General features: G+C 45.1%; 20 protein-coding genes and 1 other annotated feature. Of the genes, 2 read left to right on the top strand and 18 right to left on the bottom strand.

Features of this window, described 5'->3' with window-relative positions; translation table 11 throughout:
* Window positions 1-217 precede the first annotated feature (217 nt).
* The 7 genes from udk to AC27FN_RS02935 all read right to left on the bottom strand — a co-directional run bounded on the left by udk (window position 218) and on the right by AC27FN_RS02935 (window position 8,063).
* Complete coding sequence (gene udk / locus AC27FN_RS02905) at window positions 218-892, bottom strand: uridine kinase (RefSeq protein WP_407882084.1); 675 nt, start codon at window positions 890-892, stop codon at window positions 218-220.
* Window positions 893-915: 23 nt separating this feature from the next.
* Window positions 916-2,040 (bottom strand): endolytic transglycosylase MltG, encoded by a 1,125-nt coding sequence (mltG, locus tag AC27FN_RS02910; RefSeq protein ID WP_487166518.1) that lies wholly within the window; start codon window positions 2,038-2,040, stop codon window positions 916-918.
* A gap of 300 nt (window positions 2,041-2,340) precedes the next feature.
* Window positions 2,341-4,752 (bottom strand): phenylalanine--tRNA ligase subunit beta, encoded by a 2,412-nt coding sequence (gene pheT, locus AC27FN_RS02915; RefSeq protein ID WP_487166519.1) that lies wholly within the window; start codon window positions 4,750-4,752, stop codon window positions 2,341-2,343.
* 9 nt (window positions 4,753-4,761) lie between these two features.
* Entirely contained in the window at window positions 4,762-5,808 is a 1,047-nt protein-coding gene (gene pheS / locus AC27FN_RS02920; protein WP_487166520.1) for a phenylalanine--tRNA ligase subunit alpha, read from the bottom strand.
* Between the two features lie 72 nt (window positions 5,809-5,880).
* Window positions 5,881-6,108 (bottom strand) — a binding site (T-box leader).
* 55 nt (window positions 6,109-6,163) lie between these two features.
* Window positions 6,164-6,505, bottom strand: a complete 342-nt coding sequence (locus AC27FN_RS02925) for a winged helix-turn-helix transcriptional regulator (RefSeq protein ID WP_487166521.1) — start codon at window positions 6,503-6,505, stop codon at window positions 6,164-6,166.
* A 46-nt stretch (window positions 6,506-6,551) separates the two neighbouring features.
* The gene (locus AC27FN_RS02930; protein ID WP_487166522.1) at window positions 6,552-7,055 is read right to left on the bottom strand and encodes an HD domain-containing protein; all 504 of its coding nucleotides are present in this window, start codon (window positions 7,053-7,055) and stop codon (window positions 6,552-6,554) included.
* A gap of 237 nt (window positions 7,056-7,292) precedes the next feature.
* A complete protein-coding gene (locus tag AC27FN_RS02935; protein WP_487166523.1) occupies window positions 7,293-8,063 on the bottom strand; it encodes a TrmH family RNA methyltransferase in 771 nt (256 codons plus the stop codon).
* 86 nt (window positions 8,064-8,149) lie between these two features.
* Here AC27FN_RS02935 and AC27FN_RS02940 point away from each other — a divergent pair, with 86 nt between their 5' ends.
* Window positions 8,150-8,425 carry an acylphosphatase gene (locus AC27FN_RS02940; protein WP_487166524.1) on the top strand — a complete coding sequence of 92 codons (276 nt, stop codon included), beginning with the start codon at window positions 8,150-8,152 and terminating at the stop codon, window positions 8,423-8,425.
* A gap of 81 nt (window positions 8,426-8,506) precedes the next feature.
* Complete coding sequence (gene yidC, locus AC27FN_RS02945) at window positions 8,507-9,454, top strand: membrane protein insertase YidC (RefSeq protein WP_487166525.1); 948 nt, start codon at window positions 8,507-8,509, stop codon at window positions 9,452-9,454.
* A gap of 58 nt (window positions 9,455-9,512) precedes the next feature.
* Here the strand turns inward: yidC and AC27FN_RS02950 are convergent, their stop codons facing one another.
* From AC27FN_RS02950 to AC27FN_RS03000, 11 genes are all read right to left on the bottom strand, one after another.
* Window positions 9,513-11,099: a HAMP domain-containing sensor histidine kinase gene (locus tag AC27FN_RS02950; protein ID WP_487166526.1), complete on the bottom strand. Its 1,587-nt coding sequence runs from the start codon at window positions 11,097-11,099 to the stop codon at window positions 9,513-9,515.
* Window positions 11,096-11,812, bottom strand: coding sequence for a response regulator transcription factor (locus AC27FN_RS02955; RefSeq protein WP_487166527.1), 717 nt, complete (start codon window positions 11,810-11,812; stop codon window positions 11,096-11,098). Before AC27FN_RS02955 ends, AC27FN_RS02950 begins: the two co-directional genes overlap by 4 nt.
* 122 nt (window positions 11,813-11,934) lie before the next feature.
* Window positions 11,935-12,801 (bottom strand): hypothetical protein, encoded by an 867-nt coding sequence (locus AC27FN_RS02960; RefSeq protein WP_487166588.1) that lies wholly within the window; start codon window positions 12,799-12,801, stop codon window positions 11,935-11,937.
* 237 nt (window positions 12,802-13,038) lie between these two features.
* The gene (gene rpmF / locus AC27FN_RS02965; RefSeq protein ID WP_407882066.1) at window positions 13,039-13,221 is read right to left on the bottom strand and encodes a 50S ribosomal protein L32; all 183 of its coding nucleotides are present in this window, start codon (window positions 13,219-13,221) and stop codon (window positions 13,039-13,041) included.
* 67 nt (window positions 13,222-13,288) lie between these two features.
* Window positions 13,289-13,837, bottom strand: coding sequence for a YceD family protein (locus tag AC27FN_RS02970; protein WP_487166528.1), 549 nt, complete (start codon window positions 13,835-13,837; stop codon window positions 13,289-13,291).
* A 122-nt stretch (window positions 13,838-13,959) separates the two neighbouring features.
* Window positions 13,960-15,117, bottom strand: a complete 1,158-nt coding sequence (locus AC27FN_RS02975; RefSeq protein ID WP_487166529.1) for a nucleotidyltransferase — start codon at window positions 15,115-15,117, stop codon at window positions 13,960-13,962.
* A gap of 12 nt (window positions 15,118-15,129) precedes the next feature.
* Complete coding sequence (locus AC27FN_RS02980) at window positions 15,130-15,864, bottom strand: class I SAM-dependent DNA methyltransferase (protein ID WP_487166530.1); 735 nt, start codon at window positions 15,862-15,864, stop codon at window positions 15,130-15,132.
* A complete protein-coding gene (rsfS, locus tag AC27FN_RS02985; RefSeq protein ID WP_487166531.1) occupies window positions 15,861-16,238 on the bottom strand; it encodes a ribosome silencing factor in 378 nt (125 codons plus the stop codon). Before rsfS ends, AC27FN_RS02980 begins: the two co-directional genes overlap by 4 nt.
* A 23-nt stretch (window positions 16,239-16,261) precedes the next feature.
* On the bottom strand, window positions 16,262-16,879 hold the full coding sequence (gene yqeK, locus AC27FN_RS02990) for a bis(5'-nucleosyl)-tetraphosphatase (symmetrical) YqeK (protein WP_487166532.1): 618 nt from the start codon (window positions 16,877-16,879) through the stop codon (window positions 16,262-16,264).
* Complete coding sequence (locus AC27FN_RS02995; protein ID WP_487166533.1) at window positions 16,872-17,510, bottom strand: nicotinate-nucleotide adenylyltransferase; 639 nt, start codon at window positions 17,508-17,510, stop codon at window positions 16,872-16,874. The genes yqeK and AC27FN_RS02995 overlap by 8 nt, the downstream gene beginning before the upstream one ends.
* A 37-nt stretch (window positions 17,511-17,547) precedes the next feature.
* Window positions 17,548-17,862, bottom strand: a complete 315-nt coding sequence (locus tag AC27FN_RS03000) for a YhbY family RNA-binding protein (protein ID WP_487166589.1) — start codon at window positions 17,860-17,862, stop codon at window positions 17,548-17,550.

Genomic DNA, 17,862 nt, shown 5'->3' on the forward strand with positions numbered 1-17,862 from the left:
CTTGATAAACTCCTTTTGAAACTAATTTCGACAGTCATCAGATTACCATGCACAATAAAGCTTGTAAACGCTCTAGGGAAAAAAGACCCTGATTTAAACCATTTAACTTAAAATAGATCCGGCTATCAAACCCCATGATTAACCAAACCAGTACAAAAATAGCTCTTAACCACTGCCGTTTTGCCAGTTAGTCAAAAGCTATTAAAAACGTTGTTCCTTATTTTTGCTGATTAGCCTGTTTAAATTGACTATCTTTGCCATCCTTGGCTAAGATATCGCGAATCTTCGTGGATAGTAAGTCAATCGCCACCGTATTTTCGCCACCCTCAGGAACAATGACATCGGCATATCGTTTGGTTGGTTCGACGAATTGGTGGTACATCGGCTTTACTGTGGCCAAGTAATGTTCGATGACATTATCCAACGTTCGGCCCCGTTCACTGATATCTCGCTGAATCCGGCGAATAATTCGAATGTCATCATCGGTATCGACGTAGACTTTGATATCCATCAGATCTCGTAACCTGGGATCATCCAGGATTAAAATCCCCTCTAAAATGATCACATCGCGTGGTTCTTGGTGCACTGTTTCAGAACTACGTGTGTACGCCTTGTAATCATAAACAGGCTTATCAATGGCCTGATAGTGGATTAATTGTTGCAATTGCTCGACCATCAAATCGTAGTCAAAGGCTAATGGATGATCATAATTGACTGCTTGGCGTTCGGCCATAGTCATCTCAGACTGGTCATTGTAGTAGGAATCTTCCTGTAAAATTAATAGTGAATGGCCAGCTAATTGGTTATAAATTGCTCGACTGACAGTGGTTTTACCACTACCGGACCCCCCTGTAACACCAATAACAATGGGTCGTTTAGCTACTTCAGTCATCTTTACGGCTTCCTTTCACCCGATTACTTTTGATTATTATTATCATCTTGATACTTAGCCGTGTAAGCATTTTGTTCCGCTAAGGTCTTGGAGAAATGAATTTTCCCCGTCTTCATGTTGGCGACGAAATACAAGTACCCCTTGGCTTCATCGGTTGGCGCAGCAATTGCTTTCATAGCAGCCGCCCCAGGATTATTGAAGGGTCCAGGTCCATAACCAGCATTCGCGTATAAATTATAAGGTGAATCTACTTTAAGGTCGGCTAAGGACAAATTCGGCTTATGGGTTTGCAATGCATATTGAACCGAAACATCAGATTGCAAAGGCATCTGTGCTTTAATCCGATTAAAGAAGACGCCGGCTACCTCTTGCATATCAGATGGTGAATTTGCTTCCTTTTGGGCCAACGACGCGAGGGTTAACGCTTGTTGCACCGTTAGGTTTTCTTGCTTAAAGGCGCTCAGGTATGGTTGAACACGCTGATTAGTTGTGGAAACCATCTGCTCAACCAGGCCTTTCAGGCTCTTCGCTTTGCTCGTATCATACACAGCCGGGAATAAGTACCCTTCTAAGTGATAACGAACTCCGGTTGCCGCCATACTTGAGCTCAGTAAGTCGGGATATTTTTGCGCAAGTGAATTCATAAATGATTGATCCGTCATTAAGTTCATGAATTCAGCCTTTGAGTAGCGGGAATGTTTTGGCAAGGCGGCGGCAATTTGATCTACCGATTCACCTTCTGTAATCAATAAAGCGTGTTTCGCATTCGTCAGTAACGGCGTGTCCGAGCCGACGCCATTTAAGGCCGTCGCAACCTGTTTCACATTCATATTCTTCCGTAATACAAAATAACCAGCTTTAAAATTGGCCAAATTGTGATCCGAAATATATTTTGTAAAAACCGTTGCGTCCTTAATGGCGCCTTCTTGCTTTAGATTAGTCGCAACTTGAGTCGCAGTTGCCCCTTGTTTAATTTCAATTTGAATTTTCTTATGACTATTCGGATCAACCGCTTTTAAGTTATTCGAATAGCTCACATTGCGCCCAACGACGACACCCACAATTATAATAATGACGGCAATAAAAATGCCGATAAGCCAATTACGACCGGTATGACGACGATTGCGGCGACGTTCACTGCGCTGCATAAAAAATTTCCTCCTCTTATAAAATCACTTTTATATTGTAGCGAAAAAGTAATCGTAACACCATCATTCCCCATGAATGACACGGGATTGAAATAATCAGAGCCAAACTGACCGTTTTCCTTGCTCGCCGAAATGATCGGCCATGTAATGACGTTAAAAAGCATCGCTCACAACCCCCAACAATTCAGGCCGCGAGCGATGCTTTTCTGATTCACAAGATCTTTTTTCGTAACTGTCTTCACTCACTTGTCGCAAAGCTTTGGCAAACTGCCACCGCTCGATTTAATGTTCAAGTGGTGGTTAACGAATTTCAGCATTGAAACTCGTTTCCAGCTCTTTGACCACCTTATCAAAGGCCTTCGTCACATCAGCCTCCACTAAGGTCGCCTGTGGATCTTGATAAGTCAGTGTGTAAGCTAGCGATTTCTTATGCGCAGGTAAATGGGCGCCTTGATAAACATCGAATAACGTGACATCAGCTAAATGGGCGCCACCTCGTTGATGGATCGCCGCCACAATCGCTTCATTTGTGACCGTTTCATCGACCAGAATCGCAATATCGCGTGTTACCGTTGGAAATTTAGAAATTGGCGTATATTGCTGATTATTGTGCGTGGCATCCATAATCGCTTCCATATCTAACTCAAATACGTATGTGGCTGGAATCTTATATTGATCTGCGATGTCCGGATGGACTTGACCGACAAAACCAATTAGTTCCTCACCTAAGAAAATGTCTGCCGTCCGGCCAGGATGCATCTCTGGCCGTTGCTTGGTGGCTTGATAATGAACAGTTTCTTGCAGGCCTTGATCGTGCAAAAACAGCTCAACGATTCCCTTTATGGTAAAGAAATCAACTGGTTGGGCATCTGCGGACCAGGTCTTTGGTGTCAATGACCCTGTGATCGCCCCAGCAACGTGTTCTACTTCCAACGGTCGAATGGTCTCACCTTCACGATAAAAGACGCGCCCCTGCTCGTACAACGCCACATCCGTTTGCTTACGGGCAATGTTGAAAGCAACATCATCTAACAGACCACTGATCAAGTTCATCCTAGCTGTGGTGTGGTCACTACTCATTGGAAAATCAAGCTGAGTCGGCAGACTGGTGCGCATCATAAACGACGACGCCTTGTCAGCCGTCGTCAGCGCATAACTGATCGCTTGATTTAGGCCAGCCCCTTCTAATAAATGACGAGCAGTGCGTAAGGTCGTTTGCTGCGGTGTCAATGCACCTGGTGTGGTAACACCGGCCGGTAAAGTCGATGGTAAGTTATCATAGCCATAGAGTCGCGCGACTTCCTCAAACAAATCAGCTTCGATGTGTAAGTCCCAACGACGCGCGGGTACAGAAACGATAAATGTTTCGCCGTCATTAGTCGTTGGAAAATTCAAATGGTCAAAGATGGTCTGCACCTCTTGCAGGGCCAAATCCGTTCCTAAAACATGGTTGATCCGCGTCAGCGTGACTGAAATAGTCACCGGATTAACAGCAGCTTGGCTGCCTACTACAGTCCCTGGTGCCACTTGTCCATGCCCTAGTTGTGCCATTAAGGCAGCTGCATGGTCCAGTGTCGTTTGGTTATCATCTGGATTCAAACCACGTTCGAAACGCATCGAGGCTTCTGAATGCAAGTTAAAGAAACGCGCAGTTTTCCGAATTCGAATTGGGTCGAAAATAGCACTTTCAATGGCAATGGTGGTGGTATGTTCATCAATTTCGGTATCCAACCCACCCATCGTACCAGCCAACGCAATCGCATGTTTGTCATCAGCAATGACCATGTCGTCAGACCGCAGTTGCCGATCTTCACCATCTAAGGTAGTTAATTTTTCACCCGCTTGCGCTAACCGAACAGTCAACCGGTGACTAGCTAGCTTGTCGTAGTCAAAAGCGTGAAGTGGTTGTCCATACATCAACATCAAATAGTTAGTGATATCAACAATATTATTGATTGGTCGCATACCAGCTTCCCATAGTCGTCGCTGCAACCATAGGGGACTAGTCGTCACTTTAACATCGCTGACAATTCGCATTTTATACGTTGGCGCTAATTTAGTATCTACCTTCAGACTAATTCGTTCAGCGGTCGACATAGTATTGGCTTCCGTCAATTCAAATTGAGGTAATTTTGGCGTTTGTCCATAGATCGCCCCAATCTCCCAAGCTGTCCCATTCATGGAATTCATGTCGCCGCGGTTCGGCGTTAAATCTGTTTCAATAATCGGATCATCCATCCCCAAAATTGGGAACACCGATTCACCATTCACGCTATCAGCCGGTAAAATATAAATGCCGTCGTCATACGCTTGCGGCGCGATCTTGTCATCAAAACCAATTTCCTGTAGGGCACAGAGCATACCATATGAAATGACGCCACGCATTTTACCCTTTTTAATTTTTTTATGGCCGCCAATCCATGCGCCAGGCAAGGCAACGATTACCTTCTGCCCCGTGGCCACATTAGGCGCACCACAAACGATTTGTAGTGGTTCAGCTTCACCCACATCTACCTGACAAATATGCAAATGATCTGAGTCTGGATGAGGTTCAACACTCAAGGTCTCGCCAACTACCAACTTACTCATGCCATCACTCATCTTATAGACGCGGTCAACTTCGACCGCTGTACGTTCAATTTTTTCACCTAGCACCTTGGGGTCCACATCCAGGGTGAGGTAGTCATTTAACCAATCTATTGAAACTTTCATCGCTGTTGTTTACCCCCGTTGATAGAATTGTGTCAAGAAGCGTGTGTCATTTAGATAAAAGTTCCGAATATCTGTAACACCATACTTTAGCATTGCGAAACGATCCGGACCTAGGCCAAAGGCGAACCCACCATAAATACTTGGGTCAACGCCCGCCATTTGTAAAACATTTGGATGAACCATCCCAGCGCCCAATACTTCAATCCAACCCGTGTACTTGCAGACTGCACAGCCTTTACCCATACAATTAAAACAGGTGATATCGGCCTCGACAGACGGCTCAGTGAATGGAAAATAACTTGGCCGTAGTCGAATGTCAAATTCATCGCCGAATAAATTAGCGGCAACTAATTCAAGTGTGCCTTTTAAATCTCCCATTGTCACATGCTTATCGACAACCAATCCTTCCACTTGATGGAACTGATGACTATGAGTCGCGTCGTCGGTATCGCGGCGATAAACCCGTCCAGGACTGACCATTTTGAGCGGTCCCTTATTGAAGTCGTGATTTTCCATGGCCCGCGCTTGGTTTGGACTAGTGTGGGTCCGCATCAACAATTCGGGTGTGAGATAGAAGGTATCCTGCATGTCGCGGGCCGGATGATCTTTCGGTAAATTCATCATCTCAAAATTATGATGATCATCTTCCACTTCCGGTCCATCAACTACTTGATAACCCATACCAATAAACATATCTTCAAGTTGATCAATAATTCGTTGAATCACGTGTGGTTGGCCCTGGGCCACCGGCGCCCCTGGCAACGTCACATCAATTGTCTCAGCGTCAAGTTGTGCGGCTCTAGCCGCTGCTTCCAATTCATTACGGCGCGTCTCAATGGCGGTCGTCAGTTCATCACGAATTTGGTTCGCAAAGCTCCCCACCTGTGGACGTTCCTCGGCGGAAAGGTCACGCAAGCCCCGTAATGCTTCAGTAATTGGCCCCTTCTTGCCCAACAGTTGCACCCGAATTTCATTGATCCGGGTTAAATTTTCACTCTGCGCAATATCCGCTAAACCGCGATCGCGCAATTCTTGAAGTCGTTCTTTTAAAGCCATATACTCCTCCATTTAACTTCATTTTCTACCGCCATTTCAGTGCATAAAAAAATCCCTTTCCCAAAAAATCAGGAAAGGGACGAACAGATCGCGGTACCACCCTTGTTGCAGTTCAATAATCGAACTACCACTCAAAACCTGTAACGGTGGTCACCGGAGAATTTTTTGGCAACTTCATTAAAAAATTGCCGCCCAATTTCTGCTCGAAAAGTGAATTCACGCAGCTAACTGATTGGCTTACAGTCGAAGACCAATCTCCCTGAAATTCGTTGCGCTACTCTTTTTTCTCATTGCATTTACAAAAATTTATTCTAGCTGAGCACTCGAACCTCGTCAACCCACTTCTAATCAGTGATTAACAAACATCCTCGTTCCACTTATCGGACCATGCATGAATCGTATCCATCATTTCACGCATGTCCGAACCTTTTTCGGTCAATTGATATTCAATCAATGCTGAATTTTCATGCGTCGCTCGCGTAATAATTTCAGCTTCTTCTAATTCTTTTAAACGCTCGACTAACATTCGGTCGGAACATTTATCAATGGAATTCGCGATATCTTTAAAACGCAGTGTCCCTTGAGCCAAAAGCGCCTCAATAATTAGCCCATTCCATTTCTTTCCTAAAATTGAAAAAGTCTTTTCAAACTTTGGACAAAGTTTGAATGCAGCCGATTCCACCATGGTCTCTGACATCAGATTTCCCCCTCAAGCTCGTTTTTATAACCACTTTATCATTAACTCAAATGGTTCTGGATGGGTGCAACCGTTCCATCCAGGTGTGTGCCTTCACCTTGACATGCCCAAAATATTCGTGAGAAGCTTCGTAATCATCAACCAATGACACGAGTAGACTTTCCTTGTATTTAGGCAAGGCCATCGTTAACCCAAACATATGCTTCAAGATAATGTCTTTTTCCATATCGGATAACGTCGTGATCTTTTCAGCATTGCGTAACGAAACTCGCGGATGAATAAACGCATGGGTCCCTAAATCAAACTTAGTCGTCCGCCAATCATAATAGAACAGATCGTGCAACAAGCCTGCGCGCGCAACCGCTTGGTAATTCCAACCACGTTGCTTCGCAATTTGATAGCTATCAAATGAAACACTCAAGCTATGATCTAGGCGTGTCGTATGGTGATGTTGCTCAAACATGGCTAATCGTTGAACTTCTGGTCGAGCCAACAAATCTTCGACTAGCGCAACATACTCCGCATCTTGTTTCCATTCATTTGGTTTCATTTAATGCTTCCTTTTAAGTCGTTGATTACTACTGACGAATTGACTGCTATTGTAGCAGGTTTGCTTACTTTTGAAAAGCAAAAGCTCGCTGAACAGATTACCTTCAATAAACCCACCACAATGACTAAATCATCGACGAACTAAGCCCTCTGTCACCAAAAATGGCGCTCATGACCGTTTAATTAGCACTGCCGGTTGAGATCAATTTAAGCGGCCAACTTAGCCAGGTGATCATTATTAGCCTTGCTTTAGTTGAAACATCAAGACTCCGGCTGCCACCGCAACGTTCAATGATTCAGCTTGACCTAAAATCGGAATGTATAAATTGGCTTGAGTCAATGTTCCCAACTGGTCAGCCATGCCATTGCCTTCGTTCCCCATAATCAAGCCAAAATCAGCGCCCGGTTGGACTTCGCGAAAATTAACCGCGGTGGGATCTAACTTAGTCCCGTACACTGCCAAACCAGAACGTTTGAAGTAGCGTAAGGCGGCATAAAGGTCTTCAGCGACTAATTGAATATGAAATTGACTTCCTTGCATCGCACGGACAACTTTAGGGGCGAATTGATCAGCAGTACCGCGGCCAAATACCACACCGGCAAAGCCAGCCGCGTCGGCCGTTCGTACCATCGTGCCGATATTGCCGGGATCCTGAACGGCATCTAAAAACAGCCATGCGCCCTGTACAACCTCGGGCAAGGCCGTGGCCGCCTCAGGTACAGCCACTTCGGCAAAAATACCTTGTGGTGTGACCGTATCACTGATGGTCTTGGCAATCTCAGGACTAATTTCTAATGCATTTAAATCCCGTGGCATTAAATCGCCATATTCACGCCACGCGGCGGCTGTCCCCATCACCGTTTTGACAGTTGTATGGGCCGCCAACGCTTCTTTAACCAAATGCCAGCCGTCCAATAGATAAGTTCCGGATTGTTCACGCCCTTTTTTGGTCGCCAACTTTTTCCAAGTTTTAACACGTCCATTTTGTAATGATTCAATTTTCTCCATAATAATTCCTCTGGTTACAAATTATACCATATTAGTCACTTATCCATGGTAGGATAACCATAATGACGGGCAAGGAGGTTTCGATTATGACTGAGCAAGCTATTTCACTAACAGTTCATGGTCTAGTTCAAGGTGTTGGCTTTCGTTATACGGCGGCACAACTAGCGCGGCAGCATCACCTCGTTGGCTTTGCTAAAAATAATGCCGATGGCACAGTTAGTCTCGTCGTTCAGGGATCAACGGCAATGGTGGCCAACTTTATTGAAGCCATCAAAGATCCACCGGCCAGCTGGATTCATGTCACAAGCGTCGACCAACAAACAATCGCCTTGCAGCCGTTAGAAAAGTTTGACATTTATTGACTTTCCATTGCTATCGCCGGCATTATTTAGTATCCTAAGCAGGTTATGAATGCTTAGTCGAAAGGATTTACACAAAAGATTATGAAAAAAAATACTCGGGTACTAAGTTTAACGATGCTTGGTACGCTCGCACTGTTTCTAAGTGGTTGTGTTCGCACTAGTCACGGTAAACCAGTTGGTTACATCTGGACTTATCTCGGCGAACCAATGGTCCACTTTATGGAATGGGCAGCAAAATTGCTTGGTGGTAGCTATGGCTGGGCCGTTATTTTATTGACGGTTGTCGTTCGACTGGTCTTGTTGCCGCTGATGATTCGCCAATCGCGCCAAGCCACGGTTCAGCAAGAAAAGATGGCGATGGTTCGTCCCCAGATGACCGACATTCAGGCACGACAAAAAGCCGCTAAAACACCGGATGAACGTAATGCCATTAGCCAAGAAATGATGAAACTGTACAAAGACAACGGCATTTCAATGACCGGCGGCATCGGTTGTCTACCATTACTCATCCAATTTCCAATCTTTGCAGCGTTATACGCCGCCATTCGTTACGCGCCAGAATTAGTCAATGCCACTTTCTTTGGGATCCATCTGGGCAAACCTAATCTCATTTTGGCGATCCTGTCCTTTTTAGCTTACTTACTGCAAGGTTATCTTTCCTTGTTGGGCCTACCAGAAGATCAGAAAAAGCAGATGCGTTCCATGATGATTATGAGTCCAATCATGATTCTGTTCGTAACGTTCTCCACACCAGCTGCATTGGGGTTATACTTCTTTGTCGGTGGTCTCTTCGCCTGTTTGCAGACTTTGATTATTGCTTGGTACCGACCACGAATTCGGCAACAAGTTGCTGAGGAATTAAAGCAAAAGGCAGCGGCAGCGCCAAAACCTGTTGTCGCAACTGAGACAACAACCTCACCTACTTCAACAGCACCAAGTCAACCAACGCCAGCCACGTCAACTGCACCGCAACCGCCAAAGAAGCGCAATGCAGGTAAGCAGCAACATCATCATGATGAAAATCAATAACCACTAATCAAATGCAAAAGGCGTAACCGCACATCGTCGGTTACGCCTTTTGTGAATTCTAATCGGTTAAATTACTGCCTGTTAGTGGATCATCTAATGGTTTTAAAGGTGTCTGATGTTCGTTTAATTCTTCCAAACGATGCCGCTGATCGTCACTTAAAATGGGTAACGAAACCTGAAAGATCGAACCATGGCCTGGAACAGACTCAACTTCAATCTTGCCGTTATACCCTTCAATTAGACGCTTAGCAATCGACAAACCCAAGCCATTGCCACCTTTTTCGCGAGAACGTGCTTTATCAACCCGATAAAAACGATTAAAAACGCGATCAATGTTCTCAGGTGCGATACCTTCACCAAAATCTTGAACAGATACTTGCGCGTCACGGGCATCCTCAGATAATGAAACATGAATTTCCTTACGCGTCTGGGAATATTTCACCGCATTATCTAATAAGATAATCAACACCTGTTCAAGATGATCCCTAAACATGGCCACATAAACGGCATGTCGTAAATCATCGTCCAATGAAAAGTTAAAGTCTGGGTGAATCATCTCAAAGTTACTGAAGACTTGATTGACGACCTCTTGAATATTGGTAACTTGATTACGAAAATCAATTTCCACCTGCTCAGCTCGTGAGAGTTCTAGCATCTCTTGAACCAAACTTTTCATTCGTTTGGTTTCAGCAAGGGTCGCTTGAATGGATTCATTTAAAACTTCCGGATCATCTTTCCCCCAACGATTAAGCAACTCCATATGTCCTTGAATGATCGCCACGGGTGTTCTCAATTCATGGGAAACATCCCCGACAAATTGTTGTTGTTGATCAATATAACGTTGCATCTGATCCAGCATTTGATTCAACAGTGATGATAAATCAGCTAATTCATCGTTTCGACGTGACTCCGGAACCCGACTACTCGACTGTGGATCTTCACTGGCCTTAGCGATCGTTTCACTGATATCAGAAATCGGCCGCAAAAAGTAACTGGCCAACAGGTACCCAAAAACAGAGATGGCTAACAAACCGATGAGTAGTAAAACAATGAGAATCGAGCCAGTGCGTCGATAGGTCCGCCAATACGCATTCAGCTGATTCGTTACCTGCACGTAACCAATCAAGTGATGACCAGCCCGCGAAAAGATCGGCGCACGCCCGACATAAACAACTTGACCTTCCAAGTGGCTGAGCGTAAGCGATTGTTGTTTAACCGCCTTAAACGGCTCTGGATCAACCCTAGAAGCGAAAATTTCTGTTCCGCTAGTGTCATAGATACTAACGGCTAAGTTATCCGTGGCTAAGGTACGCACGACATTGTCTTCATACAGATTGCTTTTACCATCTGGATGACTCGGATTCTGGGGACGATAAGGATTTTCTCGGGGACGCAAAATCGGTTCCACACTCGTACTAGATAATTCCTGTGATTCATTATCTAGACGTTGACTAACGACGTTAATGGCATCTGTGGTGCGCTGGCGCTCTTGTTTTAATAACACTGCGGTAAAGCTAGAAAACAAGAGGCCCAAAACGACCGTAAAAATGACAAAGACACCCGTCCCAGTCCCGAGTGCCCACTTCCACTTTAACGATAATCGTCGTCGCTTTTTGGTTGTCATTTCAGTTTGTTCAGGATTCATGAGCGCATAACGTAGCCCGTGCCACGGACTGTTTGAATATAACTGTCTTCACCTGGGCGATCAATTTTATTGCGCAAATAACGAATATAGACATCCACCACATTAGTCTCAACTTCCGATTCGTAACCCCACACTTTTTGAAGCAGGACATCACGAGCCAAAACCACATTAATATTTTCCATCAACGTTAGTAATAGTTCATATTCACGTTTGGTTAAGTTAATAATCTCATCACCACGCCGAACAATCCGGTTTTCTTTTTCAATCCGCAAATCTTTGTACTCAACAACGGTTTGCTTAAAACTCTTTTGTTCACCCTCAATGTCAATGCGACGTAATAAGGCGCGAACCCGAGCCAATAATTCTTCAATCGCAAAGGGTTTAACGATGTAATCATCGGCGCCGTGATCAAGACCAGAGACCCGATCAATCACAGAATCCCGCGCCGTCATCATGACAATTGGCGTGCTCTTGACTTCGCGAACGCGTCGGGCCACTTCCAACCCGTTTAATTCAGGCAACATGAGGTCTAGCAAGATGACATTAAAGTCAGTTGCGAGTGCTGCCTCTAGACCTGTGCGACCGTTATATTCGACCTGCGTCTCATAACCATCGTGCTTCAATTCCAGATCGACAAAACGGGCAAGGTTTTTTTCATCCTCGATGATCAAAATTTTGTATTTTTTTGCCCCAGCTTGTTCTGAATTTTCCATTTGGTCTAACACTCCAAATTATTTTATTATCGTTTTCTGGTTTAACTAACGACCTTTTTTAACAACGCTCTCATCTTATCATTTTACCTAGGTTTTCGCTACCGCCATCCCAGCCGGATTTACTAAGACTGTTGGCGTCTTAAACCAATAAATAAATTAATCGCGGTGTAAAAAAGGACCCCCACCACCAGCCAAGAGACAATCGCAATATTAAAATGTGCAAAGGCAATTAAGCCGGCTGCCACGCCAATTAAACCAGCCAAACTGGCAACACTAGCAATTTTTCGTTGATAATCACCATAATAAATGAAAATACTGCTGCCGGCCGCTACTGACAAGGCAGAACCGCTCATCATAATTGGAAACGCCACTAATGGATTCAGCCCTAAGGCGTAGATCGTCGCAGTGGTCAGCGCATAAGAACCAATTCCGATATTATTTAAAGCTCCATAAACAGCCTGCAGCACACAACCAATCAGGAGTGTCCAACCTGTTAATCCCGTTGCTGTACCATTGCCAGCAATTAAATGTAACCGACTGGCTAAGATAAATCCGCCAGCCAACAATAACCCGACTGCGATCCATTGTTTAATCGCCCGTTCTGGCAACTTGACCACGATTCGAGGACTGGCCAAGGCACCAACGACTTGAGCTCCCACTAAAGCAATTAACGTGAGCGCATCGACGTGAACCACACCAATGAAACCCACGCTCATCATGACAAAAGGGAGCACGCCTTGCACATTTAACGTCCCTGGCAGTTGTTTAATGGACACCCACTTAGTTGGGGTGTAAATCGCTGTACTAACCGCAAAGTCTGACACTCCTAATGTGGACAAAAAGAAAATCAGACTACCACTTAAGGCCACCGCAAACGTTGGCGCAGACGTTGCCAACCACTCTTGGCGATGTCGCCATAAGTCCACACTCCAGTAGCCAGCGTAACCGATACCCACGATAATCAACACTACCAACAGTCCCGCTCGCATCACAAATGCCTCCACCAAATTACTTTTATCTCGAACGAACATCAAGTCACGCCTTGTTTCAAGTCAACTAACCTCATTTGGTCAACCATACTCATCTCCGCCTGTGGCCTAGTGCTCAAGAACATACCTGATTTTGCTCTGGATTTTTATCATAGGCTTTATATTATACCGAAAAGTCTGCAAAATTTATAGAAAAAAACACCTGAGAGCCTAGGCCTCTCAGGTGTTTTTGATCAATTAAGCGTTCGCAGTTTTAACAACCTGCTTGCCATCATAGTATCCGCAATTTGGGCAGACACGATGTGACATCCGTAATTCACCACAATTTGGACATGGAGCCAAATTTGGTGTAGCCAACTTAATGTGGCCACGGCGCTTCAACTTCTTTTCTTTAGATGTTTTCCGTGCTGGTACAGCCATGTGAACGAGCACCTCCTTGAAATGATTTTATCCACACATGTGTTTTTAAAATCTGCTAAGTGAATAATTAGTCTTGATCCTGATCAGGGAACAACCCCTTCAGCTTAGCGAGACGTGGATCAGTGGGTTGATTTTCTTCCTGCATGGCATTGAAATCATCTTCAGCAATGACCTCCCAACCGTTACCGGTTGGCATTGCTTGACCGTCTTTCTCGTCATCAGTCAGAATTTGCATTGGAATCTGGGCGATGATGTTATCAATAACACCTTCATCCAAGTCAACGGTTTGACCTTCCAGAAGTAAAACAGTTTCGTTTTCTTCATAACGATCAAAATGACTTTCCTCAGTGATGTAAATCTCGTTCATATCAAAATCAAACGGAAAGGCTACAGGCGCTAATGACCGACTGGATGGAACCACTGCCCGACCACTGACATGTACGTCTAACAACACATCATCTCGATCGATTGTGATCTGTCCAGTAACTTTAACTGGGTCAATATCAATGACGCGATCTGAAAATCGCGCTAACGTCTTCACCTTCACATCTAAAGTTTCGTCGATCCGCAGTGGCTCATTGTGATACTTTTCAAGCTCTTTGAGCGACCATTTCATCGATAAACCTCCTAATGCAACGAATTTCATTATACCGGCGCCGCAGACCGATGTCAACGCTAAATCATTTTGCTTGGCGCTAACCTTCGGCAAAGCTCGACAAGCCGTTTCTGAATACTACCCTACTTAGTGACCACGCGCAACGGATTATGTCGAAAATCCTGAGTTTGTCCAGTCAACATTTCATAAATTGCTCCAGCACGGTAGTCCAAATTCAGTGTTTTCTGCTTAAGTTTTCGATCAAAACGTGTGATCAGCGGAAACGTAAACTGTTTTTTTGCTTCATTGAGCCACTGTTGACCAGCTGGCGTGAAACCAAGCAGTCGTAAATATTCTGACTGCCCCGGCACCATCTCAGCGGTTGTGGCATGTAGTACGGTGTACAAACAAACGCGCAACAACCGCGAATACGTATATCGTTTCGTCTTAATCGCCGTCAAAAAGTCCGGCCAGGTGTCATTTTCTTCAGCAGCGGTCTTTAAGCGATATTCCAGTCCCTCTGACATCTGGTATATTTCAGCTAATTCTGCTACCGGAGTGACCACCAATACATGACGTAGCAAATGCCACAATTGCGGCGTCCACCCGGCAATAACCGGCTGCTGTGAAAAGCTAGTTAACGTCTGCTGAGGAACGAGATCACTCAATTGGTTCACCGTTTGATCGGTCGGCGTCAACATTGCTTGTCGAACGGCTGTCGCGCTAGCAAACAGTTGTTGGTCAAGAACATGCTCATGGTAATCCGCCCCTAACCGTCGAATCGGCATTAACCTCAGTGGCTGCTTCAATTGTTGATTAGCCATCGCATAACCAAAACTCAAAATATCATTAGGCTGATCCAAACGAAAACCTGTTTTGGCCTCTAATTGTGCGTTAAACAACGTCGCATACGTTTGATCAAATCTTTTAAACGCTTGGGTATCATTCACAGATTGTTCGGCCAAGGCGGTAAAATCAACTTGGGGATGCTCAGCCCCAAACACCATCGTTGGTATTTGCAAAGCTGCTAATAAGGTTAAGGCCCCTTGGGCGAAGAGATGGGCAGGCTGCACGGCCCAGTGAAAAGGTAACTCAATGACGACATCGGCGCCGTGATGCAAAGCTTGATTGGCTCGGGACCATTTATCAAAAATAGCGGCTTCCCCGCGCTGAACAAAATTGCCGCTCATGACTGCAATTACCACGTCGGCCTCAGCAACCTGGCGGGCCTTTGTTAGGTGATAGGCGTGCCCATTGTGAAATGGATTATATTCAGCAACCACCCCCACTGCTCGCATCATGATTCCTCCAAATTAATTAACCGCACAAACAAAAAACCACCGCGTCGTTGTCTCGTCGACAGGTCGTTGACCAAAGTCGGCCGATACCGCAACTTTCGTAAAACCAGCCGACTGTAAAAGGCGCTGGTAAGTGGCTAACGAGTAAGTTCGTTCAACATGAAGCTCAGCATGATGTTCATAACCATTTATGCTTTCATTCCAAATGAAAAAGTTTAAATCATGTTCAACGCTATGTGGTTGTTCACCTTCATAACTGCTCCACATGAAGGCCCGCTCCGCATCATGAAAGTTGTACATGTACCCTGGATAAACAGTATCAGTCTGGTACGGCGTAATCACGTCAAACAAATACCGACCTGACTCAGTCAAATGTGCCTTAGCCTCACGAAAAGCCTCTAATAACGCGGCCTCATCAGGTAAATAACACAATGAATCATCAAAACACGTGATTAATTCATACTGACCCAAATCACCAAGCGCTGTAAAATCGCCCTCGATCAAGGGCAGGTCCACATCAGCATTAGCCGCACGTTCAGCCGCCAAGCTGAGCATTTCCGGAGCCAGATCCAAACCGGTGACATCAAAACCGGCCTGTTTTAACTTAATCGCTAATCGACCTGTTCCACAGGCCAAGTCGATTAGTTGCCGCTGGGAACCAGCTTGTTGACGGACAAAATCCAGCCATGCATCATACATGGCTGGATCAAATAGTTCATCATAAAATTTGGCAAACGAACCGTAAATCATGCCGTTTCACCTAGCCCACTCGTCAGATTTACAAGTGGCGCATCCGACCATAATTTTTCAAGGTTGTAGTACTGTCGTTGCTCTTCTTGGAAGACATGAACAACAATGTCGCCAAAGTCTAACAGCACCCAGGTACCTTCTGCTTTACCTTCGACGCGCCGAACGATAACGCCGGCATCAGCCTCTTCATCTTGCACAGCTTGAACAATCGCTTGAACCTGCCGTTTGGAGCCACCATTCATCAAGACAAAATAGTCAGCCACGAGGCTAACCTGTTCCACATCCAGTGCAACGATGTCCTCGGCTCGTTTCGAATCGCCAGCCTTAACAGCAATTTCCAGCATTTCTTTACTTGTCAAAAAAATTTTCCTCATTTCATTTTTAGCTATTGTCAGTGTCAGTAATTATACTTCATTTTCTTGCCAGCCACCCACCGGTTGTACGTCAGAATCGTGCCGGGATAAACTGGGGCTTGTTGCTTAATCAAGTAGGCTAACGTATGCGCGGTTTGATACGCGACACCGGCCTGCAAATTCTCATTAGTGATGCGCCGTGCCTCTTCAATACCAGGCACTGTCCGGCCCGGTTCAATATAGTCAGCCATATAAACAACTTGTTCTAATGGTGACATTGCCACCGCGCCAGTCGTGTGGTGACGAACCGCGTTTAAGATATCTTCATCATCAATGCCAAGTTCATCACGAACAAATTCAGCACCAACGACGCCATGCCAGATTGCGTTACCCCAATTTAATAAATCAGGGTCTAGTTGGTGCTTTTCAATCATGGCCACAAAGTCTTTATCAGAACGTTGCTTCGCATAATCGTGAACAAGTCCAGCAATGCTGGCCTTTTCTAAGTCAACACCATTTTGTTCAGCTAAGGCCAGCGCCGTCTGTTCCACACGCAGCACATGTTCAAATCGTTTATCTCTCAACTTGGCATGAATTGCGTCAATTAATTGTGCCCTAGTGCCCGCGTACAATTGTTGCTGATAAGAAATCGAATCACTCATGATACAACTGATGCTCCTTAATATAAGCTTCTACTGCTTCCGGAACCAAATAGTGGATCGATTGTCCACGCTTAACCTTATCACGAATCATTGAACTACTAATATCAATGGTTGGAACGTCAACCCAGATCACTGGATAGGGTGTCCGCTGCTTAAAGCCACTGCGGTTAATGCCCACAAACGTGACGAGCTTCACCAGTTCGTCAATTTTGTGCCAAGTGGGTAAATACGCCACCTCATCACCGCCGATGATGAAATAATACGTCGTCTGTGGATGCCGTTGCTTTAATGACACCATTGTATCATAGGTAAAACTTTTGCCCCCACGTTGAATCTCAGCCATTTCTAAATCAAACAGTGGATTACCAAAAATCGCCCGGCGAACCATACGCGCACGCAGCAATGGATCAATCGTTAGTTTTTCATCAACATGCGGCGGCTGCGCATTGGGCATAAATAAGACCTTGTTTAGTCCCAACTGTTTACCAACCTGATCCGCAATAATGAGATGACCCAAATGAGGTGGATTAAAGGTTCCCCCTAAAATGCCGATCCGTTGCTGCGGCATTTGACTAACTTGTTCTGTCAGTACCTCTGGTCGTGCTTGTTTTGACAAAGTTTTGGTAATCATAATTATCACCCGCCTGATTCAACAAAATTCCCGTAGGTTACGCGAGACCAACCACTTGCTTACTCAAGATTTGATCGTCCGGATCAGTAGCTGGCATAAATAAAACCAACGTGTGCCCAATCGTCTGAACAACTGTAATTCGCGGGTTTTGCTCGATAAATGTCTTTGTGTCAGTCAACGAAACATCTGCACTGGATAACAGACTAACTTTGATCAGTTCCCGTTTTTCTAGCGCACCGACCAGTTGTTCTCGCCATGCATCGGTTAGACCGTGCTTGCCGATTGAAAAAAGCGGTCGCAAATTGTGTGCTTGTGAACGTAAGAAATGTTTTTGTTTACCTTTTAAATCCAT

It is taken from the genome of Furfurilactobacillus sp. W61-4 (genome assembly GCF_057545565.1).